The sequence below is a fragment of the Microbacterium sp. 1S1 genome, from assembly GCF_008271365.1.
GTDB lineage: Bacteria > Actinomycetota > Actinomycetes > Actinomycetales > Microbacteriaceae > Microbacterium.
The window spans coordinates 1,864,489-1,888,507 of the sequence record NZ_CP043430.1 but is presented as its reverse complement, the minus strand read 5'-3'; the positions used below and the strand labels follow the sequence as shown (position 1 = coordinate 1,888,507).

At 70.7% G+C, this 24,019-nt stretch carries 21 protein-coding genes and 1 riboswitch; of the genes, 12 read left to right on the top strand and 9 right to left on the bottom strand.

What is annotated here, in order from left to right:
* Positions 1-38: 38 nt before the first annotated feature.
* Positions 39-635, bottom strand: coding sequence for a gamma carbonic anhydrase family protein (locus FY549_RS09155; protein WP_149084759.1), 597 nt, complete (start codon positions 633-635; stop codon positions 39-41).
* 61 nt (positions 636-696) lie between these two features.
* Entirely contained in the window at positions 697-4,263 is a 3,567-nt protein-coding gene (mfd, locus tag FY549_RS09150) for a transcription-repair coupling factor (RefSeq protein ID WP_149084758.1), read from the bottom strand.
* A 143-nt stretch (positions 4,264-4,406) separates the two neighbouring features.
* On the opposite strand from mfd, the gene FY549_RS09145 reads away from it, so the two are divergent.
* From FY549_RS09145 to FY549_RS09115, 7 genes are all read left to right on the top strand, one after another.
* Positions 4,407-4,970 carry a GNAT family N-acetyltransferase gene (locus FY549_RS09145; RefSeq protein WP_149084757.1) on the top strand — a complete coding sequence of 188 codons (564 nt, stop codon included), beginning with the start codon at positions 4,407-4,409 and terminating at the stop codon, positions 4,968-4,970.
* Between the two features lie 50 nt (positions 4,971-5,020).
* Entirely contained in the window at positions 5,021-5,884 is an 864-nt protein-coding gene (locus FY549_RS09140) for an Fpg/Nei family DNA glycosylase (RefSeq protein WP_149084756.1), read from the top strand.
* Between the two features lie 67 nt (positions 5,885-5,951).
* A riboswitch (FMN riboswitch) is annotated at positions 5,952-6,096 on the top strand.
* A 64-nt stretch (positions 6,097-6,160) separates the two neighbouring features.
* Positions 6,161-7,219, top strand: a complete 1,059-nt coding sequence (gene ribD, locus FY549_RS09135; protein ID WP_149084755.1) for a bifunctional diaminohydroxyphosphoribosylaminopyrimidine deaminase/5-amino-6-(5-phosphoribosylamino)uracil reductase RibD — start codon at positions 6,161-6,163, stop codon at positions 7,217-7,219.
* Positions 7,219-7,869, top strand: coding sequence for a riboflavin synthase (locus FY549_RS09130; RefSeq protein WP_149084754.1), 651 nt, complete (start codon positions 7,219-7,221; stop codon positions 7,867-7,869). The genes ribD and FY549_RS09130 overlap by 1 nt, the downstream gene beginning before the upstream one ends.
* Positions 7,866-9,134, top strand: coding sequence for a GTP cyclohydrolase II (gene ribA, locus FY549_RS09125; RefSeq protein ID WP_149084753.1), 1,269 nt, complete (start codon positions 7,866-7,868; stop codon positions 9,132-9,134). Before FY549_RS09130 ends, ribA begins: the two co-directional genes overlap by 4 nt.
* Entirely contained in the window at positions 9,131-9,604 is a 474-nt protein-coding gene (gene ribH / locus FY549_RS09120; protein WP_149084752.1) for a 6,7-dimethyl-8-ribityllumazine synthase, read from the top strand. The genes ribA and ribH overlap by 4 nt, the downstream gene beginning before the upstream one ends.
* Positions 9,605-9,689: 85 nt before the next feature.
* The gene (locus FY549_RS09115) at positions 9,690-10,043 is read left to right on the top strand and encodes a Fe-S protein (protein ID WP_149084751.1); all 354 of its coding nucleotides are present in this window, start codon (positions 9,690-9,692) and stop codon (positions 10,041-10,043) included.
* Positions 10,044-10,061: 18 nt separating this feature from the next.
* Here the strand turns inward: FY549_RS09115 and FY549_RS09110 are convergent, their stop codons facing one another.
* Positions 10,062-10,523, bottom strand: a complete 462-nt coding sequence (locus tag FY549_RS09110) for a hypothetical protein (RefSeq protein ID WP_200839049.1) — start codon at positions 10,521-10,523, stop codon at positions 10,062-10,064.
* A 41-nt stretch (positions 10,524-10,564) separates the two neighbouring features.
* On the bottom strand, positions 10,565-11,062 hold the full coding sequence (locus FY549_RS09105; RefSeq protein WP_149084749.1) for a metallophosphoesterase family protein: 498 nt from the start codon (positions 11,060-11,062) through the stop codon (positions 10,565-10,567).
* A 143-nt stretch (positions 11,063-11,205) separates the two neighbouring features.
* Here FY549_RS09105 and FY549_RS09100 point away from each other — a divergent pair, with 143 nt between their 5' ends.
* Positions 11,206-12,666 carry an MFS transporter gene (locus tag FY549_RS09100; protein WP_149084748.1) on the top strand — a complete coding sequence of 487 codons (1,461 nt, stop codon included), beginning with the start codon at positions 11,206-11,208 and terminating at the stop codon, positions 12,664-12,666.
* Positions 12,667-12,735: 69 nt separating this feature from the next.
* On the opposite strand, the gene FY549_RS09095 is transcribed toward FY549_RS09100, so the two are convergent.
* Positions 12,736-12,915 (bottom strand): type II toxin-antitoxin system VapC family toxin, encoded by a 180-nt coding sequence (locus FY549_RS09095; RefSeq protein WP_149084747.1) that lies wholly within the window; start codon positions 12,913-12,915, stop codon positions 12,736-12,738.
* Between the two features lie 103 nt (positions 12,916-13,018).
* On the opposite strand from FY549_RS09095, the gene FY549_RS09090 reads away from it, so the two are divergent.
* Both FY549_RS09090 and FY549_RS09085 read left to right on the top strand, forming a co-directional pair.
* Positions 13,019-13,225, top strand: a complete 207-nt coding sequence (locus FY549_RS09090; RefSeq protein WP_101846886.1) for a transcriptional regulator — start codon at positions 13,019-13,021, stop codon at positions 13,223-13,225.
* Between the two features lie 75 nt (positions 13,226-13,300).
* Positions 13,301-15,187, top strand: coding sequence for an ABC transporter ATP-binding protein (locus tag FY549_RS09085; RefSeq protein WP_149084746.1), 1,887 nt, complete (start codon positions 13,301-13,303; stop codon positions 15,185-15,187).
* 140 nt (positions 15,188-15,327) lie between these two features.
* On the opposite strand, the gene FY549_RS09080 is transcribed toward FY549_RS09085, so the two are convergent.
* Positions 15,328-17,190, bottom strand: coding sequence for a phosphoenolpyruvate carboxykinase (GTP) (locus FY549_RS09080; RefSeq protein WP_187614840.1), 1,863 nt, complete (start codon positions 17,188-17,190; stop codon positions 15,328-15,330).
* 109 nt (positions 17,191-17,299) lie between these two features.
* On the opposite strand from FY549_RS09080, the gene FY549_RS09075 reads away from it, so the two are divergent.
* On the top strand, positions 17,300-18,742 hold the full coding sequence (locus FY549_RS09075) for an XRE family transcriptional regulator (protein WP_149084745.1): 1,443 nt from the start codon (positions 17,300-17,302) through the stop codon (positions 18,740-18,742).
* Positions 18,743-18,835: 93 nt separating this feature from the next.
* Here FY549_RS09075 and FY549_RS09070 read toward each other — a convergent pair whose 3' ends face one another.
* Together FY549_RS09070 and FY549_RS09065 are read right to left on the bottom strand one after the other, a co-directional pair.
* Positions 18,836-19,879, bottom strand: coding sequence for a winged helix DNA-binding domain-containing protein (locus tag FY549_RS09070; RefSeq protein WP_149084744.1), 1,044 nt, complete (start codon positions 19,877-19,879; stop codon positions 18,836-18,838).
* Positions 19,880-19,982: 103 nt separating this feature from the next.
* Complete coding sequence (locus FY549_RS09065; protein ID WP_149084743.1) at positions 19,983-21,425, bottom strand: glyceraldehyde-3-phosphate dehydrogenase; 1,443 nt, start codon at positions 21,423-21,425, stop codon at positions 19,983-19,985.
* A gap of 163 nt (positions 21,426-21,588) precedes the next feature.
* Between FY549_RS09065 and FY549_RS09060 the strand changes: the two genes are divergently transcribed.
* Complete coding sequence (locus FY549_RS09060) at positions 21,589-22,929, top strand: amidohydrolase (protein WP_149084742.1); 1,341 nt, start codon at positions 21,589-21,591, stop codon at positions 22,927-22,929.
* Between the two features lie 87 nt (positions 22,930-23,016).
* On the opposite strand, the gene FY549_RS09055 is transcribed toward FY549_RS09060, so the two are convergent.
* Positions 23,017-24,006 carry a methyltransferase dimerization domain-containing protein gene (locus FY549_RS09055; RefSeq protein ID WP_149084741.1) on the bottom strand — a complete coding sequence of 330 codons (990 nt, stop codon included), beginning with the start codon at positions 24,004-24,006 and terminating at the stop codon, positions 23,017-23,019.
* Positions 24,007-24,019: the final 13 nt, after the last annotated feature.

The window sequence follows — 24,019 nt, the reverse complement described above, 5'->3', positions numbered from 1 at the left end:
CGGATTCGGGACCGATCGCACGATTCGAAGGGTGAGAGTCAGACCTGACGGTCGTCGGCGTGCCGTGCCAGGGAGCTGCCGTACCGCTCCGTGAGCTGGACCATGAGGTCGGGGGTGTCCCGATCGACGCCGAAGACGTGTCCGGGGAAGTCGAGCTCGGGCTGTGCCGCCGCGATCTCGGCGTCCCGGTCGGGTGAGAGCAGTTGCACCGGATCGCCCACCGCGACCCACCCGATCGGCACCACCGTTCCCGCGGGCAGCACGGCGCGGCGATGCACGATGGCATTGACGCGGACCTCGCACCCGTCCCCGACGAGGGCCCCGTTGAAGACCCGGGCCCCGGACGCGAAGAACACCTCCTCGCCCACGGTCGCCCCCGCGATGCTGGCCAGCGTTCCGAGGAGGGTGTGGGCTCCGATGTGCACGGCGTTGGCAGCGGTCGCCCGGATCAGCGCGTTCTCCATCACGATGACGTGAGCGCCGAGGGTGATGGGACCGCCCTCCGCCGTGATGACGGCGCCGTGCAGCACCTGGCAACCCGGCCCGATCTCCACGTCGCCGGAGACCACGGCGGTGGGAGCGACGACGGCGGTGTCATGGATGCGGGGCCGAGCCCCGAGGTGCTCGTACAACATGCGGCCAGACTAGCCCCGGGCGTCCTCGGCGTGCACGGCTTCGGAGATCATCACCACCGGGTCACTCGGGCTTGGGCGGCTCCGGGAAGATGGCGGTGAACAGCTGGTCGACCCAGGTGAGGAGTTCGGCGTCGGGCAGCGGCTCCACGCCGACCCCGACCGCCGCGGGCACCGTGGGCATCGGCACGACGAGGGCCTCCCCGCCCGAGACGAGCTTCGCCTTCGGATACAGCCGCTGCAGCCGGACCTTGATGGAGTCCTCGAGCCGCGCGGGCGCGAGGCGCAGATTCGACCCCATGGCCACGACGTCCGTGAGCCCGGCCCTCGCCGCCCTCCGCCGGAGTCGTGCGATGGACACGAGTCCGGTGACCTCCTCGGGCGGCGTGCCGTACCGGTCGACGAGCTCCTCCACCACGAGATCGATGGCGTCGTCCTTCGCGGTCGCGGCCGAGGCCGCGGAGAGCTTCTGATACGCCTCGAGCCGCAGGCGCTCGCTGTCGATGTAGTCCTCGGGGATGCGGGCGTCCAGCGGCAGCTCGAGCCGCAGCTCCTGCCCGGTCTCGACCTCCTCGCCGCGGAAGGTCGCGACGGCCTCTCCGATCATGCGCAGGTAGAGGTCGAAGCCGACTCCCGCGATGTGTCCGGCCTGCTCGGCGCCCAGGAGGTTGCCCGCCCCGCGGAGCTCCAGGTCCTTGAGGGCGACCTGCATACCGGAGCCGAGATCGTTGTTCACCGCGATGGTCTGCAGCCGGTCGGCGGCGGTCTCGCTGAGCGGCTTCATGTCGTCGTACAGGAAGTACGCGTACGCACGTTCCCGTCCGCGGCCGACCCGCCCGCGCAGCTGGTGGAGCTGGCTCAGCCCGTACTTGTCGGCGCGGTCGATGATGATCGTGTTCGCGTTGGAGATGTCGAGGCCGGTCTCGATGATCGTGGTCGAGACGAGGACGTCGAACTTGCGTTCCCAGAAGTCGTCGACGACCTGCTCGAGCGCGTGCTCCCCCATCTGACCGTGCGCCACGGCGATCCGCGCCTCCGGGACCAGCTCGGCGAGCTCGGCGGCGACCCGCTGGATCGACTGCACGCGGTTGTGCACGAAGAAGACCTGACCCTCGCGGAGGATCTCGCGCCGGATAGCCGCCGCGATCTGCTTGTCGCTGCGGGGGCCGACGAACGAGAGGATCGGATGGCGGTCCTCCGGGGGCGTGGCGAGCGTGGACATCTCCCGGATACCGGTGACGGCCATCTCCAGGGTGCGCGGAATCGGCGTGGCGCTCATGGCGAGGATGTCGACGTTGGTCTTCAGCTTCTTCAGCGCGTCCTTGTGCTCGACACCGAACCGCTGCTCCTCGTCGATGATCATCAGGCCGAGGTCCTTGAACATGACCTGATCCGTGAGGATCCGGTGCGTCCCGATCACCATGTCCACGGAGCCGTCGAGGAGGCCCTGGAGCGTGAGCCGCGCCTCCTTGTCGGTCTGGAAGCGTGACAGCGGCCGCACCTTGACCGGGAACCCGGCGAAGCGCTCCGTGAACGTCTCCAGGTGCTGCTTGACGAGCAGCGTCGTCGGCACGAGCATCGCGACCTGCTTGCCGTCCTGGATGGCCTTGAACGCCGCCCGCACGGCGACCTCGGTCTTGCCGAAGCCCACGTCGCCCGACAGCAGCCGGTCCATCGGGATGGGCCGCTCCATGTCGGCCTTGATCTCATCGATGGTCTGCAGCTGATCCTGGGTCTCGGCGAACGGGAATGCCTCCTCCAGCTCGCGCTGCCACGGGGTATCCGGACCGAACGCATGGCCCTTGGCGCTCATGCGTGCCGAGTACAGCTTGACGAGCTCGACCGCGATGTCCCTGACCGCTTTGCGCGCCTTGCCCTTGGCCTGCGCCCAGTCGCTGCCCCCCATCTTCGATAGGGTCGGCGCCTCGCCGCCGACGTACTTCGACAGGAGGTCGAGCTGGTCGGTCGGCACGAACAGCTTGTCGCCGGGGTAGCCGCGCTTGGACGGAGCGTACTCCAGCACGAGGTAGTCCCGGACGGACTTCGCGGCATTGCGGCCGCCGGTGGAGACTTCCCGCTGGGTCATCTCGACGAACCGGCCGATGCCGTGCGTGGCGTGTACGACGAAGTCGCCCTGCTTGAGCTGCAGGGGGTCGACGACGTTCTTCCGGCGGGAGGCGAGCTTCTTGACGACGCGCTGGTCGCCGCCGATCGTCCGACCGTAGAACTCGTTGTCGGTGAGGACGGCGAGCTTCGCCTCCGGCACCTGGAACCCGGCTTCGACGCCGCCCACCGTGAGGGTCGCGACCCCTGGGTCCGGCGAGTCTGCGATGGTCTCGACGACCCGCGCCGCGATGCCGCGGTCGGACAGCACGTCCCGGGCGCGGTCGACGAGGCCGTGTCCGGTCGCGAGCACGACCACGCGCCAGCCGTCGGCGACCTTCGCGTCGACGAAGGCGATCGCGCCGTCGACGTTGCCGTGGAAGGAGGGGATCACGGTGGCCGCCTCGACGCTCTCCGCTGTCGCATCGCCGATCCCGAACGGGCTCAGGCGCCACCAGACCCCGCCCCGGTCGCGCACGACCTCGCGCAGTTCGGCGATCGTGAGGAAGTCGCCGGCGCCGAGGTCGATGGGGGCGGAGGCTCCGGAGGTCGCCGCGCTCCAGGCCGCGTCGAGGAATTCGCGGTTGGTCTCGCCGAGGGTGAGGGCCCGCGCGGTCGACCGCTCCGGGTCGATGACGGCGGTGGCGCTGCCCTCGGGCAGGTACTCTGCGAGGGATTTCAGCGGGCCGGCGACCGCCGGCAGCAGCGACTCCATGCCCTCGACCGGGATGCCCTCGGCCATCTTCTCGAGCATGCCGCTGATGGCAGGGAAACCGCCGATGAGGGCCCGTGCCCGCTCCCGCACCTCCGCGGTCAGCAGGAGCTCGCGGCTGGGTGGGAGGTCGACGCGCGGCACGTCACCGGGGAGCGAGCGCTGGTCCGCGACGGAGAACGCACGGATCTGGTCGATCTCGTCACCGAAGAACTCCACGCGGTACGGGTGTTCGGACGTGGGAGGGAAGACGTCGAGGATGCCCCCGCGCACCGCGAACTCCCCGCGGCGCGACACCATGTCGACGCGGGAGTAGGCCCGCTCGACGAGCTGCTCGGCGACGTGGTCGAGCTCGTTGCCGCGGCTGCCGACGGCCAACTCCAGCGGGGCGATGGCGCCGAGGTTCCCGGCGATGGGCTGCAGCGCGGCGCGCACCGAGGCCACGACGACGAGCGGGCGCTCCCCGGACCATTCGGCGACGCGGCGCAGGGTCTGCAGGCGGAGGCCGACCGTGTCGGGGCTGGGGCTGAGACGCTCGTGCGGAAGCGTCTCCCAGGCGGGGAACGTGAGCACCTCGGCGTCCGGGAGGTAGGTGGTCAGCGCCTGAGCCACCGACTCCGCCCGTCGACCCGTCGGGACCACGGCCAGCAGCGCCGCCGGGTGACCGGCCGCCGCGCGCTTGGCGAGCAGCCCCGCGAGCACGGGCGCGTCGAGCCCGTCGACCAGTCCGAGGTCGGCGTCGGTGTGCGCCCAGGCGAGAGCGTCACGATACAGAGACGCCTCTTCCAAGGCGCGCAGAATCCCCGGAACAGTCACCGAACAAGCCTAATCGTGCCCACGGACACCGCGGTCGGCTTCCTCACATCCCACCCCTTTCCGTGCCTCCCACCCCTCTGCGGGCGCCCGGAAGGGGCCGGGGCGCACGGAAGGGGCCGGGTCGCGCGATCTAGGCTGGAAGGATGCTCGCCGTCACCCTCACCACCGAACGTCTCGTCCTCCGCGCTCCGACGGAGGCGGATGTCGACGCGATCACCGACGCCTGCCAGGACTCCGAGATCACCCGGTGGACGACGGTGCCCTCCCCCTACTTCCGCCAGGACGCGGAGGACTTCGTCGCGCTCGTGGCGCAGTGGTGGGAGGACGGCTCGCAGACCGTCTGGGGCGTCTACGCCGACGGCGCCCTCGTGGGCATGGTGGGGCTCCACCACATCGTCGAGCACGCGGCCGGCGGTCACGCGGAGCTCGGCTACTGGGTCGTTGCCGATGCCCGAGGCCGCGGCTACCTCGTCGAGGCCGCCCGCGCGGTGCTGGACTGGGGCTTCGCAGAACTCGGTCTCGCCCGCATCCGCTGGCAGGCCGTCGTGGGCAACATCCCCTCCGCCCGCGCCGCGCGCGCCCTGGGTTTCCGCTTCGAGGGCACCACGCGACAGGGGCTCACCAGCCCGCGCGGACGGGACGACGGCTGGACCGCGGCGCTGCTGCGCGACGACGACCGGACCCCCGTGGACTGGCCGGTGCTCTGAACCAATGACCGCCGCGTGACAGCGTCGGACCCCGGTGACAGGATGGCTGCATGCCTGAGATGCCGGAGGTCGAAGGACTCGTCGCGTTCCTCGGCGAGCGCACGACCGGACGCACGATCACCCGTGCCTCCGTGGCCGCGATCGCCGCACTGAAGACCTACGACCCGCCGATCTCCGCGCTCCAGGGCGCGGAGATCACGGGGGCGGAGCGCCGGGGCAAATTCGTCGTGCTGTCCTGCGGGCCCGACCTGCACCTCGTCTTCCACCTGGCGAAGGCCGGATGGCTGCGCTGGTACGACACGCTGCCGATCACGCTCCTCAAGCCGGGCAAGTCGCCCATCGCGCTGCGGATCGCCCTCGACGACGGCAGCGGCTTCGATCTGACGGAGGCCGGGACGAAGAAGTCGCTGGCCGTGTACGTCGTCCGCGACCCCGACGAGGTGCCCGGCATCGCCCGCCTCGGCCCCGATCCGCTCGATCCCTCCTTCACGCGCGACGCCTTCGCCGCGCTGCTGGATGACCGGCGGATGCAGATCAAGGGTCTGCTGCGCGACCAGGGCGTCATCGCGGGCATCGGCAACGCCTACTCCGACGAGATCCTCCACGCCGCCCGCATGTCGCCCTACGCGATCGCCGGCACGCTCGACGACGCGGAGGTCGACCGTCTGTTCGCGGCGATGCAGGAGACCCTCGCCGAGGCGGTCGCGACCGCGTCGGGCAAACCTCCGGCCGACCTCAAGGACGCCAAGCGTCGCGGGATGCGCGTGCATGCCCGGCGCGGGGAAGCCTGCCCGGTCTGCGGCGATGAGGTGCGCAGCGTCTTCTTCGCCGACCGCTCGCTGGAGTACTGTCCCACCTGCCAGACCGGCGGCAAGATCCTCGCCGACCGCCGATTGTCCCGCCTGCTCAAGTGACGGGCCGAGCACGGCCCCTGCCACGGAATGAAACGGGCGCAGACGCGTTGAGTACACTCAGAGCAGCAACGTGCTCCGGGGTCGGTGGGAATCCGAACCGGCGGTGACAGTCCGCGAGCGTTCCGAGTGATCGGGATGCCGATCCGGTGGAATTCCGGAACCGACGGTGATGCGAGAGACACCTCGCTAGTCCGGAAGGGAGGCAGCACGAGTCGCACGCGTGTGCGTCCGTTCCGCCACCCTGCAGCGCCCCCGAGGCCGCAGAGAGGACGACGGATGGCAGTGACCGCGACAGAGCGCCGCGCGATGGATCGCGCGCTCGCCCTCGCGACCCGCGGCCCGCGCGGGGTGAACCCGCAGGTGGGCGCCGTGCTCCTCTCCCCCGACGGCGAGGTGCTCGCCGAGGGCTGGCACCGCGGCTCCGGTACCCCGCACGCGGAGGTCGACGCGCTCTCGAAGCTCGCCCCCGGTGCCGCCACGGGTGCGACAGCCGTCGTGACGCTCGAACCCTGCAACCACACCGGTCGCACGGGTCCGTGCGCGCTCGCGCTCATCGAGGCCGGCGTCGCGCGCGTCGTCTACGCGCTCGACGACCCGGGCGAGGTCTCCGGCGGTGGGGCGGAACGGCTGCGCGCCGCGGGCGTGAGCGTGGAGTCCGGCGAACGGGCTGCAGAAGCGCGCGCCCTGATCGGCGACTGGCTCACCGCGGCACGGCTCGGCCGTCCGCACGTCACCGTCAAGTGGGCGCAGAGCCTGGACGGCAGGGCTGCGGCGGACGACGGCTCCAGCCAGTGGATCACCGGCCCCGAGGCCCGCGCCGACGTGCACCGACGGCGCGCCCAGGCCGACGCGATCGCCGTGGGCACCGGCACGATCCTCACGGACGACCCCGCACTCACCGCCCGCGCCGGCGATGAGCTCCTTCCGCACCAGCCCGTCCCGGTCGTGATCGGCGCCCGGCCCATCCCTGCGGACGCGGCGGTGCGCCGTCATCCGCACACACCGGTGTTCTTCGACACGCACGATCTCGCGGCCGTCCTCGGCGACCTGCACGCCCGGGGGATCCAGACGCTGTTCGTGGAGGGCGGCCCGACGCTCGCCAGCGCGTTCCTCGCCGCCGGGCTCGCCGACCGCGTCCTCGCATACGTCGCCCCGGTCCTGCTGGGTGGACGACGTGTCGCCCTGACCGACATCGGCGCCCGTTCGATCGACCAGGCGCGCCGCCTCGTCGTGGACGAGTGGCTGCCGTTGGGCGCAGACCTGCTTGCGATCGCGCATCCCGCGGATGCGGACGACCCGGACCGCACGGGTCCGGAGAAGGAGGGAAGCCTCTGATGTTCACTGGAATCATCGAGGAGATCGGCGAGATCACCGCCATCGCCGAGGCGGGAGACGGCTGGCGGATCACGGTGCGCGCGCCGAAGGCCGCCGCCGACGCCGTGCACGGCGAATCGATCGCGGTCTCCGGCGTGTGCCTGACCGTTGTCGGCGCCACGTCCGAGACCTTCGACGCCGACGTCATGAAGCAGACGCTCGACGTCGCGGCTCTCGGCACGGCGAACGTCGGCACCAGGGTCAACATCGAGAAGGCCATGCCCGTGGGTGCGCGGCTCGGCGGGCACATCGTGCAGGGCCACGTCGACGGCACCGGCACCGTGCTCGAGGTCCGCCCGGGCGCACAGTGGAGCGTCCTCCGTGTCAGCCTCCCCGACGACCTCGCGCCGCTCGTCGTCGACAAGGGCTCCATCTCGGTTGACGGCACGTCACTGACCGTCAGTGCGGTGAGCCCTTCGGCCCCTCCCACAAGCTCAGGGACCCAGGGCGGGCACTGGTTCGAGGTTTCGCTGATTCCGGAGACCCTGACGGCGACCACCCTCGGCAGTCGCACGGTCGGCGACCGCGTGAACCTGGAGACCGACATCCTCGCGCGTCACGTCGAGCGACTGCTCGCGTTCCGCGCCGCATCGGAAGGGGGCTCCCGATGAGCCTGTCAACCATCCCCGAAGCGCTGGAGGCGCTGCGCGCCGGGCGCCCCGTGCTCGTGGCCGACGACGAGAACCGCGAGAACGAGGGCGACGTCGTCCTCTCCGCCGAGCTCGCCACCCCCGAGTGGGTCGCGTGGACGGTCCGCTGGTCGTCCGGCTTCATCTGCGCACCGATGCCGACCGACCTCGCGGACAGCCTCAACCTGCCCCCGATGGTCGCGGCCAGCGAAGACGCCCGGTCCACGGCCTACACCGTGAGCGTCGACGCCGCGGAAGGAGTGACGACGGGGATCAGCGCGAGCGATCGCGCCCGCACCCTCAACGTGCTCGCGAACCCGGAATCGACCCCCCGGAGCATCATCCGCCCTGGGCACGTCCTGCCGCTGCGCGCCGTCGACGGCGGAGTCCGTGAGCGCAGCGGCCACACCGAGGCCGCGGTCGAGCTCATGAAGCTCGCCGGTCTGCGCCCGGTCGGTGCCATCGCCGAGGTCGTCGCCGAGGACGGCAGCATGATGCGGCTCCCCGGCCTGCTGGAGCTCGGCGCCCGCGACGGCGTGCCGGTCATCACGATCGAGCAGCTCATCGCGCACCTCAACGAGATCGACCCGGAGGGGGCCACGCCCGCCGCCCACCGCGGCCGCCGCGTGAGCCTGCGCGCCGATGCGACCGTGCCCACCGATCACGGGACCTTCCGCTTCCTGGCCTACAAGGACCGCGTCACCGGCACCGATCACATCGCGGTCGTGTCGGGCGAGCCCACCGAGACGGCTCTCGTCCGCGTGCACTCCGAGTGTCTGACCGGCGAGGCGTTCGGCTCCCAGAAGTGCGAGTGCGGGCCGCAGCTCGACGCAGCCCTGGAGGCGATCGACCGGGAAGGCGGCATCGTCATCTACATGCGCGGGCACGAGGGTCGCGGTATCGGCCTCATCAACAAGCTGCGTGCCTACGCCCTGCAGGAGGACGGCCTCGACACGGTCGACGCGAACCTCGCACTGGGCCTGCCCGCGGACGCCCGCGACTACGCCGCAGCGGCCGGAATCCTCACCGACCTCGGGGTCTCGAAGGTGCGGCTTCTGACCAACAACACCGACAAGGTGAACAAGCTGCGTGAGCTGGGCTTGGACGTCGTCGAGCAGGTGCCGCTGATCGTGGGCGTGGGCCCGAACAACCACCAGTACCTGGAGACCAAGCGCGACCGCATGGGCCACATCATCGGCGAGGCAGAACTCGCCGAGGCCCTCGCGGCAGGAAAGGACGAGGAATGAGCGGCGCCGGAGCACCGAAGACGGGGAACATCGACGGACGGGGGCTGGAGGTCGTCGTGATCGCCGGCACCTGGCACGAGGCCATCTCGAACGGGCTGATCGCGGGGGCTCAACGGGTGCTCGATGAAGCCGGCGCCACGCATCGCCTGGTGCGGGTGCCCGGTTCGTTCGAACTCGCCGTCGCCGCGCAGGCCGCCTTCGCGGGCGGAGCGGACGCGGTGGTCGCGCTCGGCGTGATCATCCGTGGCGGCACGCCGCACTTCGAGTACGTGTCCGCCGCCGCCACGGACGGCCTCACCCGCGTCTCGCTCGATGCGGGCAAGCCGGTCGGGTTCGGGCTGCTCACCCTCGACGACGAGAAGCAGGGGCTGGACCGTGCGGGCCTGGAGGGTTCGAAGGAGGACAAGGGCGCGGAGGCCGCGGATGCGGCCCTGCGGACGGCCCTCGTGATCCGCGAACTGCGCGGCTGAGCACCCGCGATCCGCGCCCGATCGCGGGCGCGAGGTCAGGTGCGCCTTGGTGGCGCGGAACGCCGCGCTCTCGTACGGTGAGGGCATGGAGACCCTGCGCCACATCGTGCTCTTCGTTCACCTCATCGGCTTCGCCGTCCTGTTCGGGGCGTGGGCCGCTCAGGCCTTCGGCGGCAAGCGGCAGATCACTCGTCTCATGGACTACGGTCTGCTGATCGCCGGCGTCGCCGGCCTCGCCCTCGCAGCCCCCTGGGGCATCGAGTACGACCTCAACTACGTCAAGATCGGCGCCAAGCTCGTCGTGCTGGTCATCATCGGGGCTCTGCTCGGCATCGGATCGGCGCGGCAGAAGCGTGGCGAGGGTGTGCCGTCCGCCGTGTTCTGGCTCATCGGTATCCTCACCCTGGCCAACGCCGGGATGGCGGTCCTCTGGCGCTGAGCCGGCAGGCGCACCTCCTCAGCGCCCGCCCAGGAGGTCCCAGAGCCGCGCGCTGAGCGGACCTGCGCCGGCAGCATGGATTCGCTGGCCGTTGCGCCCTCCCCGGGCGAACGTCGCCCGGACGCCCGGCGGGACGTCGGAGGCCGCGACCGGGCGCTCCAGCCACGTGCAGTCGCGCACGTGCACGAGGTCTGCCTCGGCCGCGGGCGGAGCATCGTCGTACCACCACTCCCCCGCCAGCCGTCCGAGCCACAGCAGCCCGTCGACGTCTCGCGTCCATACGAAGGTCCCGTCGGGCAGCACGGAGAACCGCTCCAACCGCCGGGCGGCACGCTCGCCATGGCGGGCGTCGACGGCCGCGAGAGCCGCGTCCAGAGAGGGCGGTCTCTCGTCGAGGCGTCCCCCCATCCCGCAGACACCGATGGCGAGCGCTCGCTCGACGGCGATCCCCGCGGCCACGGCGTCGTCACGCGAGCGCATGGGAGCCCGGTAGGCGATCGGTGCGGCGGTTCCCTCGACCGTCATGAAAGCGGCACCAGCGTCGCCTCGACGTCGCGCCCGTCGACCGCGACCCACATCATCGTGTGCACGGGCTGTCGGCGGCGGTCGGTGGGCGAGCCCGGGTTGAGCAGCCGCAAGCCGTTCGCCGTCACCGTGTCCCAGGGGATGTGGGAGTGCCCGAAGATCAGCAGGTCGGCATCGGGGAACGCGAGGTCCATCCGCCTCTCGCGCCCAGCCGCTGCACCCGTCTCGTGGATGACGGCGACGGCGGTGCCCTCCACGGTGAACCGGGCGACCTCCGGCAGCACACGGCGGATCTCGGGGCCGTCGTTGTTGCCGTGCACGCCCTGGAGCATGCGCGCGCGAGCCTGCAGCAGCTCGACCGTCGCGAGGTCGACCCAGTCCCCCGCATGAACGACGAGGTCCGCCTCATCGATCGCCTGCAGTACCGCATCCGGCAGCCGCTTCGCCCGCTTCGGGACGTGGGTGTCGGCGAGGAGCAGCATCCGCGTCGTCATGATTCCCCTTCCGCCGTGTCCCCCGACTCTACGGGGCGGTTCGCAAGCGCCCAGCGATGCACGTCATGAACGTCCAGCGAACTCCCAGGAAGGCGTAGACTCGCCCGAGTCCGCTGGTATACCGGCGGAGGATCGGAGACCCCTTGAGCACCGCCACCACCCCCGCGAATCCCCGTTCGCGTGTCATCACCGCGAGCCTCGTCGGCACCACCATCGAGTTCTACGACTTCTACGTCTACGCGACGGCGGCCGTGCTCGTCTTCCCGACGCTCTTCTTCCCCAGCACCAATGACACTGCCTCGCTGCTGTCGTCGTTCGCCGTCTTCGGCGCCGCGATGGTCGCCCGCCCGATCGGCGCCGTCGTCTTCGGACACTTCGGCGACAGGTTCGGCCGGAAGGCGACGCTCGTCGCATCGCTCCTCACCATGGGCATCGCGACCTTTGTGATCGGCCTCCTGCCGACCTTCCAGCAGATCAACTGGGTGGCGCCGCTGCTGCTCCTCGTGCTGCGTCTCGCTCAGGGCTTCGCCCTCGGCGGCGAATGGTCGGGCGCCGCGCTCGTCGCGACCGAGAACGCGCCGAAGGGCAAGCGCGCCTGGTACGGCTCGTTCCCGCAGCTGGGCGCGCCGCTCGGCTTCATCATCGCGAACGGCATCTTCCTCGCCATCAACTTCGCCCTCCCCCACCCCGAAGACCCGGCGCTGAAGTCGGAGGCCTTCCTCTCCTGGGGTTGGCGCGTGCCGTTCCTGTTCTCGGCCGTCATGGTCATCATCGGCCTGTGGGTGCGGCTCCGTCTCGTCGAGTCCGACACGTTCAAGAAGGCGGAGAAGACCGGCGCGATCCGCAAGCTGCCGCTCGCGACCGTTTTCCGTCACCACTGGAAGCAGCTCATCCTCGGCACGTTCATCATGCTGGCGACGTATGTGCTGTTCTACCTGATGACGAACTTCACGCTCACCTACGGCACGAAGGCCGCCGACCTGGAGACCGCATCGGCCGCCGCCCGCGCCGCCGCGGAGGCGACGGGCAAGGACTTCGACCCGAGCGCCTTCGCCGCGCAGTTCTACCCCGGGCTCGGCTTCGGCTACACGGACTTCGTGCTCATGCAGATCATCGGCGTCGTGTTCTTCGGCATCTTCACGCTGCTGTCCGGGCCGATCGCCGACGCGATCGGCCGCCGCAAGCTGCTGCTCTGGGTCACCGGACTCATCGTCGTCTTCGGCCTGTCGTTCAACCTCTTCCTGCTGCCGCAGGCAGACCCGAAGTTCACCGGAGCCCTCACCCAGGCCTTCCTCGTGTTCGGCTTCATGCTCATGGGAACCACGTTCGGCCCGATGGGTGCACTCCTGCCGGAGCTGTTCCCGACGAACGTGCGCTACTCCGGCTCGGCGATCGCCTACAACGTGTCGTCGATCCTCGGTGCCGCCGTGGCACCGTTCATCGCGGTGGCTCTGTGGGCGGCCGTCGGCGGCGAGCCATGGCTCGTGGGGCTGTACCTCTCGTCGATGGCGGTGCTGACCTTCGTGGCACTGATCTTCACCCCCGAGACGAAGGACCACGACTACGAGGACGACCTCGGTCTCGCCTCCGCCGTCGAGCTCTAGAGGCCGGAAGGACGACGAACGGCTGCACTCCCTCGGGGTGCAGCCGTTCTCGTCTTCATCGCCAGACGCTCACAGCACCACGACGTCGCAGTACCGGGCGCCCGTCTTCGCCAGCCGGCGATCGGCCGTGAGAAGAGGGACGTCGAGGGCCTCCGCGAGCGCGACGTATCCGGCGTCGTACGCGGAGATGTCCTCCCGCAACGACCAGATCCGAGGGACGAGTCGACGGAGCGGATGGCAGCTTTGCATGCGCTACACATGCGGACAAGGCGAAACCTGTAGACAACGCGATCGTCAACACTTCTTGACACCCGCCCCTGCGTCAACGAGTATTGACGCGAAGGAGGTTCCCATGTCTCTCCCCACCACCATCGCCGCGGCCGAGGGCGGCGAGCCGCTCGCCGAACTCCATCGCCTCGCCGCCCTGCGCAAGGAACTCGCCCGCGCCGAGGAGGCCCAGGTCCGCAGAGCCCGCACGAGCGGTTACTCCTGGCAGGCGATCGCAAGTGCCCTCGGCGTCACCAAACAGGCGGCGCATCGCCGCTTCGGCCGCACCTGAGCCCATACAGCGGCCCCATAGGAAGCGACCATCTCCCGAGTACGGTCGAAGTACCATCTCCAGATCGAGGTCCTCATGTCCCGCACGGCGACAGCACGCCGACGCGGACGGGGCGCACCGGCCGACGGCCCGCGCGCCACCTTCCGCCAGCTCCTCCCCTTCCTCTTCGAGCACAAGCGCACCCTCATCGTCGTCGCGGTGCTCAGCGTCTTCGGCGCGGCGACCTCGCTCGTGCAGCCGCTCCTCGTCGGGCAGGTCATCGAGGCCGTGCAGTCCGACGGCACCATCGGTGTGCTCGTCTGGCTGCTCGTCGGCTTCGTGATCGTCTCGTCGATCATCTCCGGGTTCCAGCACTACCTGCTGCAGCGCACCGGCACCGCGGTCGTGTACTCCAGCCGCCGCAAGCTCATCGCCCGCATCCTGCACCTTCCGACGGCGGAGTTCGACGCGCGGCGCACGGGCGATCTCGTCTCCCGCGTCGGCACAGACACCACACTCCTCTACGCCGTGCTCACCCAAGGCCTCGCCGACGCGGTCGGCAACGCCGTGCTGTTCGTGGGAGCGCTCGTCGCGATGCTGCTCATCGACCCCGTGCTGCTGCTGCTGATCGTCCTGGTGATCGGCATCTCGGTCGTGGTCGTCGTCGCCCTCAGCGGCCGGATCCGCACGGCGTCGACCGCACAGCAGGAGAAGGTGGGCGAACTGGCCTCGGGCGTCGAGCGAGCCGTCGGCTCCATCCGCACCATCCGAGCCTCCGGCGCGACTGAGCGGGAGACGGCCGCGGTGACGGAACGGGCCTCCGAGGCGTACGGCATCGGCGTCCGCATCGCGAAGATCTCCTCGCTCGTGGTGCCGGTCGCCGGCATCGCCCTGCAGCTCTCGCTGCTCGTCGTGCTCGGGGTCGGTGGTTTCCGCGTCGCGGCCGGTGCCATCTCGATCGCGGCTCTCATCTCGTTCGTGATGTTCCTCTTCCTCCTGGTGATGCCCCTCGCCTCGACGTTCGGCGCGATCACGTCCGTCAACCAGGCCCTCGGCGCGCTCGGCCGCATCCAGGAGGTCCTCGACCTTCCCACCGAGACCCAGGACGATGCGGCCACCGCCGCCGCGCTGCCCCGCGACCAGGCGCCCGCGCCCGACGCTCCGGCACTCGAGTTCCGCGACGTGCGCTTCCGGTACCCGGAGAATGTCGTGGCCGCCCGTCGCGCCGCCGCACGGGAGGCGCAGACCCTGCTCGCCGACGCACACCTGGAGCAGGCCGAGACCACCCCCGACCCCCAGGACCACGAAGTGCTCCGCGGGGTGTCCTTCGCGGTCCCGCGCGGAGCCCGCGTGGCGCTGGTCGGTCCGAGCGGGGCCGGCAAGAGCACGATCCTCTCCCTCATCGAGCGCTTCTACGACCCCACGGGCGGTTCCATCCGGTTGAAGGGTCACGACACCCGCACCTATCCGCGCGGCGAACTCCGCGCCCACTTCGGCTACGTCGAGCAGGACGCCCCGACGCTCGCCGGCACCCTCGCCGAGAACCTCCGGCTCGCCTCCCCCGACGCCACAGACGCGGACTGCGAGCGCGTGCTCCGCGCCGTGAACCTCGGCGACGTGCTCGAGCGGAACCCGCTCGGGGTCGACGCCCCGGTCGGAGAGGACGGGGTGATGCTCTCCGGCGGCGAGCGGCAGCGGCTCGCGATCGCCCGCGCTCTCCTCACCGACGCCCCGATCCTGTTGCTGGACGAGTCGACCTCGTCGCTCGACGGCGTGAACGAGCAGCGCATGCGCGAGGCCATCGACGCGGTCGCCACCGATCGCACCCTCGTCGTGATCGCGCACCGCCTGTCCACCGTCGTCGACAGCGACCTCATCGTGGTGCTGCAGGACGGCGTGGTTGTCGGACAGGGCACGCATGCGGAACTGGTGGAGTCGACCCCGCTCTACCGCGACCTCGCCCGTCACCAGCTCCTCGCGTAGCCGCGGGAGCGGGCACCACGAAGGCGGGGCGTCGGAGACCACTCAGCCATGGGTTCGTCTCTGATGCCCCGCCTTCGCGGGTATGACTCGACCCGGAGGCCGAGGGTGCCGGCTCCCCCGAACCGGCACCGGTCTGGGGGCTACGCCTTCGCGAGGCGGTAGCGCAGCGACGCGAGTTCGGTGCGCAGGGCCGCGGGCACCCGGTCGCCGAAGGTGTCGTAGAACTCCTCCGTGAGGTCGGCCTCCGCCTTCCACGCCTCGGGGTCGACGGAGAAGAGCTCATCGAGGTCTTCCGCGGGGATGTCGAGCCCGTCGAGGTTGAGGTCCTCCACGCGCGGCAGGCGGCCGATGGGACTGTCCACCGCGGGGACGTCGCCGGCCACCCGGCGGATGATCCAGTCGACGACGCGGGAGTTGTCACCGAACCCGGGCCAAAGGAACCGGCCGTCGGCTCCGCGACGGAACCAGTTGACCTGGAAGATGCGCGGCGCGCGGTCGAAGCGCAGGCCACGGCCGACCTTCAGCCAGTGACCGAAGTAGTCGGCCATGTTGTAGCCACAGAACGGCAGCATCGCGAAGGGGTCGCGGCGCAGCTCGCCGACGGTGCCCTCGGCCGCGGCCGTGCGCTCGGAGGAGATGTTCGAGCCGAGGAAGACGCCGTGCGTCCAGTCGGTGGCCTCGACCACGAGCGGGACGTTGCTCGCGCGACGACCGCCGAAGAGGATGACGTCGAGCGGCACGGCCTCCTCCCAGTCCTCCGAGATCTGCGGGCACTGCGCGGCCGACACGGTGAAGCGCGAATTCGGGTGCGCGGCGGGCCGACCGGAGTCGGGGGTCCAGTCGTTGCCCTCCCAGTCGACGAGGTGGGCGGGGGCCTCGTCGGTCAGGCCCTCCCACCACACGTCCCCGTCCGGGCGGAGCGCGACGTTCGTGAAGATGGTGTTCCCCCACAGGGTCTCGACGGCGGTCACGTTGGTCGACTCACCCGTACCGGGCGCGACGCCGAAGAAGCCGGCCTCGGGGTTGATCGCCCAGAGGCGTCCGTCCTCGCCGGGACGGATCCAGGCGATGTCGTCGCCGAGGGTCTCGACCTTCCAGCCCGGGATCGTCGGGCGGAGCATCGCGAGGTTCGTCTTGCCACAGGCCGAGGGGAAAGCGGCGGCCACGTGGTACGCCTTGCCCTGCGGGTCGATCACGCGGATGAGGAGCATGTGCTCGGCGAGCCAGCCCTCGTCACGCGCGATGACCGACGCGATGCGCAGCGCGAAGCACTTCTTCGCCAGGATCGCGTTGCCGCCGTAGCCCGAGCCGTACGAGTAGACCTCGAGCGTCTCGGGGAAGTGGACGATGTACTTGTCGTCGTTGCAGGGCCACTCGACGTCCGGCTCGCCCGCCTCCAGGGGAGCGCCGACGGAGTGCACGGTCTTGACCCACGGTGCGCCCTCGGCGATCTGACGGGTGACCTCGTCGCCCACGCGCGTCATGATGCCGATCGAGGCGACGGCGTAGGCGCTGTCGGTGATCTGCACGCCGATGTGCGACAGCGGGCCGCCGACGCGACCCATCGAGAACGGCACGACGTACATCGTGCGGCCGCGCATCGATCCCTCGAAGATCTCGTCCATCTTCGCGTGCATCTCGGCCGGATCGGCCCAGTTGTTCGTGGGGCCGGCGTCTTCCTCACGCTCCGAGGCGATGAAGGTTCGGGCTTCCGTGCGGGCGACGTCGCTGGGGTGCGAGCGCGCCAGGTAGGAGCCCGGGCGCCACTCCGGGTTCAGCTTGATGAGCTTGCCCTCGTCGACGAGTCCGCGCAGCAGCCAGTCGTTCTCGGCGCGCGAGCCGTCCACCCAGTGCACGGCGTCCGGCTGTGTGAGCGCGCGGATCTCCTCGACCCAGGCGACGAGCTCCGCCATCGCAGGAGTGTCATAGGCGGGGGCGGTGCCGAACGTGCGCGTCGGGGCGACAGGGGACGTGCGAGGGGTGAGGACTTCGGCCATGGCCATGACTGCTCCTTCGAAGTGTGGGGCGTTGCTTCCATCTTCTTCGCCCTTGACGCGGACTTTCGGCCATGTTGGGCGATAAGAATCGCAGTTCTTTCGCTAGACTCAAACAATGGCGTCCTCCGGCATCCACCTCACGACCCTCGGCCACCGCATCCGGCACCGTCGCCTGGAGAAGGGCTACACACTCGATGAGCTCGGTGCCCTGGTCGGTGTCGCCGGGTCCCAGCTCAGCCTCATCGAGAACGGCAAGCGCGAGCCCAAGCTCTCCCTCCTCCAGGCCATCGCGCAGGCCACCGGGACCGAGGTCACCGACCTGATCTCCGGGGAGCCCCCGAACCGCCGGGCTGCGTTGGAGATCGAGTTGGAGCGGGCGCAGGAGAGCCCGGTGTTCCGTCAGCTCGGCGTCTCCCCGGTGCGGGTGACCAAGGGCATGAGCGACGAGACCATCGAGTCCATCCTCGGGCTCCACCGCGAACTCCAGCGCCGCGAGCGCGAGGCCATCGCCACCCCGGAGGAGGCCCGCCGCGCGAACACCGAGCTGCGCCTGCGGATGCGCGCCCAGAACAACTACCTTCCCGACATCGAGAAGCTCGCGGAGAAGCAGCTCAAGGCCGCGGGGCACGTGCAGGGCGCTCTCACCCACCGCACGGTGAGCATCATGGCCGAGAAGCTCGGGTTCGAGCTCATCTACGTCAACGACCTCCCGCACTCCACTCGCTCGGTGACCGACCTGGAGAACGGCCGCATCTACCTGCCACCGGCATCGATCCCCGGCGGCCACGGTCTGCGGTCGATGGCTCTGCAGGCGATGGCTCACCGCCTGCTCGGGCACACGCCGCCGACGGACTATGCCGACTTCCTGCAGCAGCGCCTGGAGATCAACTACTTCGCGGCCTGCTGCCTGATGCCGGAGACCGCCGCGGTCGCCTTCCTGCAGCAGGCGAAGAAGGACCGCAACCTCGCGGTGGAGGACTTCCGCGACGGATTCGGCGTGACGCACGAGGCCGCCGGCATGCGGATGACGAACCTGCTCACGCAGCACCTCGGCATGTCGCTGCACTTCCTGCGCGTCGACTCGACCGGGGCCATCACGCGGGTCTACGAGAACGACGACCTGCCGTTGCCGATGGACGTCACCGGCGCGGTGGAGGGGCAGCGGGTGTGCCGGAAGTTCCAGGCCCGTTCCGCCTTCACCCAGCAGAACCGCACCGTTGAGCATCACCAGTACACGGACACGCCCTCCGGCACGTTCTGGTGCTCCACCCAGACCGGTTCGTCCACCGAGGGCGAGTTCTCGGTCACCGTGGGCGTGCCGTTCGACGACGCGCGGTGGTGGCGAGGGCGGGAGACGAACGACCGGGCCGTGTCGACCTGTCCCGACGAGGCGTGCTGCCGGCGTCCGTCGCCCGAGCTCACGGAGCGCTGGAAGGGCCGGGCATGGCCGAGCGCGCGGGTGCACACGCACATGTTCTCGCCACTCCCCCGCGGCATGTTCCCCGGGGTCGACGACAACGAGGTCTACAACTTCCTGGGTCGCCACGCGAGCGAGTGACCTCTGCCGACCCACCCCCTTGCGTGCGCCCCACCCCGTTGCGGACGGTCGCAGGGGGCCGGGAGGAACGAAAAGGGGTGGGTGGGCGAGGGTTCAGGCGATGAACGCGGCGAAGCGGTCGAGAGCGGCGGTCACGGCGGCGGGGTCCTCGGGGGACTCGAAGAGGTCCGGAGGAGTGGTGTGCGCGGCGGCGGCGTGGGTCCAGCAGCCGATCACGCGGCCGTGCTCCACGACCGTCGCCCGGACCATCCCGTTCTTCCCCGGCCCGACGGCGGCGAGGTGCTCCGGGGCGCAGGTGACGCTGCGATCCGCGTAGGAGATGTAGTACTCGTCGAAGGCTCCGAGGGCGAAGACGGCCGGCCGGCCCGCCGCGCGCCGGGGTGGGGTGCGGCCGCCGAAGACGCCGTCCTCGACCTCGGTCACCCTGGTCGCCGCCCGCTCGGCCACCTCGCGGGACTGTCCGAGCGTGAGGCCCGACCACCACGCGAAGTCCGCGACCCCGGCGGGTCCGTGTCCCTCGACGTAGCGGACGAACAGCTCGGCCAGCGGATCCTCGGGGCGGGCATGATCGTGGATGTGCTCGGCCGCGAGTACGAACCGCTGCTCCCTCGTGATGCCCTCCCGCGGCACGACCGGCCCCTGCACGAGTACGCCGGAGACGGTCAGCGCGAACAGCAGGTGGATGCCGCGCTGGCCGGAGGGGTCGATGCCGATGCTCTCGAGCGTCGTGAAGACCTCGCCCCGGGTGAGGCCGCCGTCACGGAGCCGCGGCGTGAGCTCCCGGACGACCGCGTCAATCATGTCGTCGTCGATGCCGAGCTGCCGCTGTCGAGAGGCGGCCTGCTGCTGCTGTCGTCCGGAGGTGACCTCCAGCACCCAGCCGAGGTCACGCGCGGGGATGGTGTGCAGCGTCCCCCGCATGGTCCAGGCCCGCACGAGCTCGCCGCGGTCGAACGCGGCGTCGACGTCGCGAAGGTGCACATCGCCCTTCGTCCGCACGGCCAGCGCCCACCGTCCGGCCGTGAAGTCCTGACTCTGCACCGCGAGCAGCCGCCCTGCCGCCCCCGCGACGTCCGCCGCCGGCGCCGTGAGCCCGTGCCACCGCAGGCGCTCCTCCCGCCATCGTGAGGTCTTCATGCCCCTCATCATGCCGCGACCCACCCCCTTTCGCGCGTCCCGGCCCGCTACGTGCGGACGCAGGGGGCCGGGTCGAGCGGAAGGGGGTGGGTCGACGGAAGGGTCAGAGCGTGACTTCGCGGCGGGCGGGGAGGACGACGGGGTGGGAACCAGCCATGGTCTCCAGCACGCGGATCACCTGGCACGAGTAGCCGAACTCGTTGTCGTACCAGACGTAGAGGATCAGGGTGTCCTCGTCGGCGATCGTGGCCAGACCGTCGACGATGCCCGCACGGTGGGAGCCCACGAAGTCGGTGGAGACGACCTCCGGGCTCTCCACGTAGTCGATCTGCTGACGGAGCTTCGAGTGCAACGAGACCCGGCGCAGGTAGTCGTTGACCTGGTCCTTCGTGGCGGGTCGCTCCAGCGTGAGGTGCAGCACCGCGAGGGAGACGTCCGGCGTGGGGACGCGGATCGCACTGCCCGTGAGGCGCCCCTCGAGCTGGGGCAGGGCCTTGGCCACGGCCTTCGCCGCCCCCGTCTCGGTGATGACCATGTTCAGCACGGCGGAGCGGCCGCGACGGTCTCCCTTGTGGAAGTTGTCGATGAGGTTCTGATCGTTCGTGAACGAGTGCACGGTCTCGACGTGGCCCTTCACGACGCCGTAGGCCTCGTCGATCGCGGCGAGCACCGGGGTGATGGCGTTGGTCGTGCAGGATGCCGCGGAGACGATGCGGTCCTCGGCGGTGATCGTGTCGTCGTTGATGCCCTGCACGATGTTCTTGAGCGGGCCCTTGCCGGGGGCCGTGAGCAGCACCCGGGCCACGCCCTTCGCGCGGAGGTGCTGGGAGAGTCCCGCCTCGTCGCGCCACCGGCCGGTGTTGTCGACGACGATCGCGCGGTCGATGCCGTACGCGGTGTAGTCGACGGCCGCCGGGTCATCGGAGTAGATGACCTGGATGCGGGTGCCGTTGGCGATGATCTGCTCCGCCTCCTCGTCCACCGTGACGGAGCCCGCGAAGCGCCCGTGCACCGAGTCCCGCAGCAGCAGCGATGCCCGCTTGACGAGGTCGTTCTCGGAGCCGCGGCGCACGACGATGGCACGGAGCCGGAGTCCGCTGCCGCCTCCCGTGTGCGCGATGAGGATACGGGCCAGCAGCCGGCCGATGCGCCCGAAGCCGTAGAGCACGACGTCGGTCGGCGGAGCGGCGACGGCGCCCACGGCCGGGGCGAGGACCTCGGCGACGTACTCCGTGAGCGGGCGGCCGCTCGTCGCGTGCCCCTCCACGAGCCGAGCGACGTCGATCGACGAGGCACCGGGGGCCAGGGCGTGGATCGCTTCGAGCACCGCGAGGCTGTCCTGGACGTCGAGCCGCTCGTGCCCGAGCTGTGCCACGCGCTCGTGGACCTCGACGAGGCCGGTGGCCGAGAGCCCGAGCAGGCGGTGGCCGTGCAGCGAGGTGACCACGTCGCGCTCGCGCTTGAGAGCCCCGATGAGCGGGATCATCCGCTCCGCCAGCTCTTCGCTCGCCGTCCATTCGTCGCGGTGTGCCGCGGAATCGTTCATCTGCGTCCTTGCATGTGTGAGCGCGCGCCGAGGTCGCCGGCGCGCGCGAGGTTGCCGGGGTGTTCGGGGGATGCCTCCAGGTTACAAGTCGCGCCACCGCACTCCGAATCGACCGGCATGGAGGGGCCGGGCCTCCCCGTTTTACGTCTACACTGGTGGAATAATGAGCAGCACATTCCTCGGCGACGACGCCGACCTCCTCGTCCGCGGCGGCCGCATCCACACCTTCGACGAGGCCGGATCCGTCGCCACCGCGATCGCCGTCCGCGACGGGGTGATCGTGGCCACCGATGCCGCCGCCGAAGCCCTGTCCGCGCGGGAGACCCTGGAGCTCGACGGCCGCACCGCGATCCCCGGCATCAACGACGCGCACCTGCACGCCGCCTGGCTCGGGGCCCGCTGGCACCACCTCTTCTTCTCGGACACCCCGCCGGAGGAGCAGCCGACCGGGCGCCTCGTGACCACCGCGGGCGAGCGACGGAGCGCGCTGCGCCGCGCCTGGCGACTGCTCGCGGAGCTCGGCATCACGAGCTACACGGAGCCCGGGATCGGCCCGGGCGAGGACGACGGCGAGACCGGCTGCTTCGGCACCGACATGCTCGAGTCGTATGCGGAGCTGCACCGAGAGGGAGCGCAGACCGCGCGCGTCACGCTGCTCCGACTGTTCGGGACGATCGACGGCGAGAGCTCCCTGGACGACTTCCGCGCCGGACTCCCCGTACCGCCTCCGTCGACCGACCCCCGCTGGCTCGCGATCCCCGGCGTGAAGATCTTCGCCGACGGGATCCCTCCGATGGCCACCGCCTGGACGTCTGACCCCTACCCGGACGGGACGACCGGGCACCTCCTCACGCGCGGCGACGCCGATCCCCTCAGCGCCTTCCGGCAGATGATCGCCCTGGCCGGCGGTCGGGGCCTCCAGATCGCGGTACATGCCACCGGCGACCGCTCGATCGACGAGTTCCTCATTGCACTGGAACAGTCGGGCGAGACGACCCCGCGCGGGCCCCACTACATCGTGCACGGCGACCTTGCCACCCCGGATCAGATCCGTCGCGCGGAACGCCTCGGCGTCGGATTCGCCGTGCAGCCGCTCATCGCCGCACACACGCACTCCTGGGCCGCCGTGCAGCTGGGCGAGGCCCGCGTCGCCGCAGCCTGGCCGCTCTCGGCGATGCTCTCCTCCGGCGCCACGACCACCCTCACCAGCGATGCCCCGATCGCGACACCGGACTGGCGGCCGAGCCTCGACGCGTCCCTCGCCCTCCTCGCCGCGGACGGCCGTGCGGACGACGCCGAGATCCGGCGCCGGCTCCTCCGCGCGATGACGGCGGACGCCGCGGTCCAGGATGGCGCCTCGGCCTGGAAAGGCACTCTCGAGGCGGGCAAGGTCGCCGACGTCACCGTCCTCGACGAGGACCCCTGCGCGCCGGGACGCGCGTTCGCCGACCTCGCGGTCGAGCGCACGATCGTCGACGGCCGCACGGTGTTCGCACGCGGCTGACCACGCGCGGCACGAAAACGGCGGGCGGCATGTTCACGCATGCCGCCCGCCTCTGATCCCCCTCGGACCAGTCTCGAACCGCGGCCGTCAGACCGCGGTGGCCAGGAGCACGCGCGGGCTCCCCGGCAGGGCGACGGTGTCGCGCACCGCCCATCCGGCGTCCGACAGCCAACCGCGCACCTCGGACTCGGGGTACACGACCGTGCCGTCGATCACGAGGTACTCCCCCGCGTGCAGGGCATCCAGGGCCCGCTGCTCCTCATCGTCGTCGAGGAAGAAGTCGAGCACCGTCAGTGTCGCCCCGTCGACCGCCGCCGCACGGAGCCGGCGGAAGATCTGGGCGTTCTCCTCCGCGGAGAAGCGGTGGATGACGTGGTTGGCGAACACCGCATCGTACGCGCCTTCGGGGGTCGCGGTCGCCGTGTCCCCCACCTCGACGGAGGCCCGGTGAGCGAGGCCGGCCGCCTCGACCGCCTGGGCCACCCCGTCCTCGAATCCCGGCGCGTAGACGAACGTCGTGTGCAGCTGGGGGTTGCGCGCCATGACCGCGAGGGCGAACTCGGCCGACAGTCCTCCGAAGTCCAGGGCCTTCGTCGCGCCGACGAGGTCGACGAGCCGGCCGAACTCCTGGGCGTGCAGGCGGTTGTACGTCATGACACCGGCCATGAACGTCCCCCATCGGGCGTCGTCCATCTGCAGCTCGCCGGGCTCGGTCGTGTCGACCGTGTGCGCGAACTGCAGCCAGTGCGGGTAGCTGATCTCGTCGAGGAACGTGAGGAAGGGAGCGAGGTCGATGATCGCATCCTCCCCCGTGAGGTAGGCCGACGCGTCGGGGGCCAGCGCGTAGCGCCCCCGCGTTCGGACGAGGAGACCCTTCGCGGCGAGGGCGTCGGCGAGGAGGCGGGAGATCCGCTCGCTCACTCCGCAGCGCTCGGCGATCGCCGCAGCGGTGTCGGCGCCGGCGGCGACGGCCGCGAACAAGCCGATGCGACTGGCCTGGAAGAGCTGCTTCGCGGCCATGTAGCCGGTAGCGATGTCGACGATGCGCGCCGCGTCGGGAGTGGGGGTGTCGGTCATGGCAGATGCCTTT

What these genes read in the sequence shown, in the direction of transcription:
- FY549_RS09155 (WP_149084759.1), bottom strand. Translation starts at nt 635, where the DNA reads ATGTTGTACGAGCACCTCGGGGCTCGGCCCCGCATCCATGACACCGCC.
- FY549_RS09145 (WP_149084757.1), top strand. Translation starts at nt 4,407, where the DNA reads ATGCTCGCCGTCACCCTCACCACCGAACGTCTCGTCCTCCGCGCTCCG.
- FY549_RS09140 (WP_149084756.1), top strand. Translation starts at nt 5,021, where the DNA reads ATGCCTGAGATGCCGGAGGTCGAAGGACTCGTCGCGTTCCTCGGCGAG.
- ribD (WP_149084755.1), top strand. Translation starts at nt 6,161, where the DNA reads ATGGCAGTGACCGCGACAGAGCGCCGCGCGATGGATCGCGCGCTCGCC.
- FY549_RS09130 (WP_149084754.1), top strand. Translation starts at nt 7,219, where the DNA reads ATGTTCACTGGAATCATCGAGGAGATCGGCGAGATCACCGCCATCGCC.
- ribA (WP_149084753.1), top strand. Translation starts at nt 7,866, where the DNA reads ATGAGCCTGTCAACCATCCCCGAAGCGCTGGAGGCGCTGCGCGCCGGG.
- ribH (WP_149084752.1), top strand. Translation starts at nt 9,131, where the DNA reads ATGAGCGGCGCCGGAGCACCGAAGACGGGGAACATCGACGGACGGGGG.
- FY549_RS09115 (WP_149084751.1), top strand. Translation starts at nt 9,690, where the DNA reads ATGGAGACCCTGCGCCACATCGTGCTCTTCGTTCACCTCATCGGCTTC.
- FY549_RS09110 (WP_200839049.1), bottom strand. Translation starts at nt 10,523, where the DNA reads ATGCGCTCGCGTGACGACGCCGTGGCCGCGGGGATCGCCGTCGAGCGA.
- FY549_RS09105 (WP_149084749.1), bottom strand. Translation starts at nt 11,062, where the DNA reads ATGACGACGCGGATGCTGCTCCTCGCCGACACCCACGTCCCGAAGCGG.
- FY549_RS09095 (WP_149084747.1), bottom strand. Translation starts at nt 12,915, where the DNA reads ATGCAAAGCTGCCATCCGCTCCGTCGACTCGTCCCTCGGATCTGGTCG.
- FY549_RS09090 (WP_101846886.1), top strand. Translation starts at nt 13,019, where the DNA reads ATGTCTCTCCCCACCACCATCGCCGCGGCCGAGGGCGGCGAGCCGCTC.
- FY549_RS09085 (WP_149084746.1), top strand. Translation starts at nt 13,301, where the DNA reads ATGTCCCGCACGGCGACAGCACGCCGACGCGGACGGGGCGCACCGGCC.
- FY549_RS09080 (WP_187614840.1), bottom strand. Translation starts at nt 17,190, where the DNA reads ATGGCCATGGCCGAAGTCCTCACCCCTCGCACGTCCCCTGTCGCCCCG.
- FY549_RS09075 (WP_149084745.1), top strand. Translation starts at nt 17,300, where the DNA reads ATGGCGTCCTCCGGCATCCACCTCACGACCCTCGGCCACCGCATCCGG.
- FY549_RS09070 (WP_149084744.1), bottom strand. Translation starts at nt 19,879, where the DNA reads ATGAAGACCTCACGATGGCGGGAGGAGCGCCTGCGGTGGCACGGGCTC.
- FY549_RS09065 (WP_149084743.1), bottom strand. Translation starts at nt 21,425, where the DNA reads ATGAACGATTCCGCGGCACACCGCGACGAATGGACGGCGAGCGAAGAG.
- FY549_RS09060 (WP_149084742.1), top strand. Translation starts at nt 21,589, where the DNA reads ATGAGCAGCACATTCCTCGGCGACGACGCCGACCTCCTCGTCCGCGGC.
- FY549_RS09055 (WP_149084741.1), bottom strand. Translation starts at nt 24,006, where the DNA reads ATGACCGACACCCCCACTCCCGACGCGGCGCGCATCGTCGACATCGCT.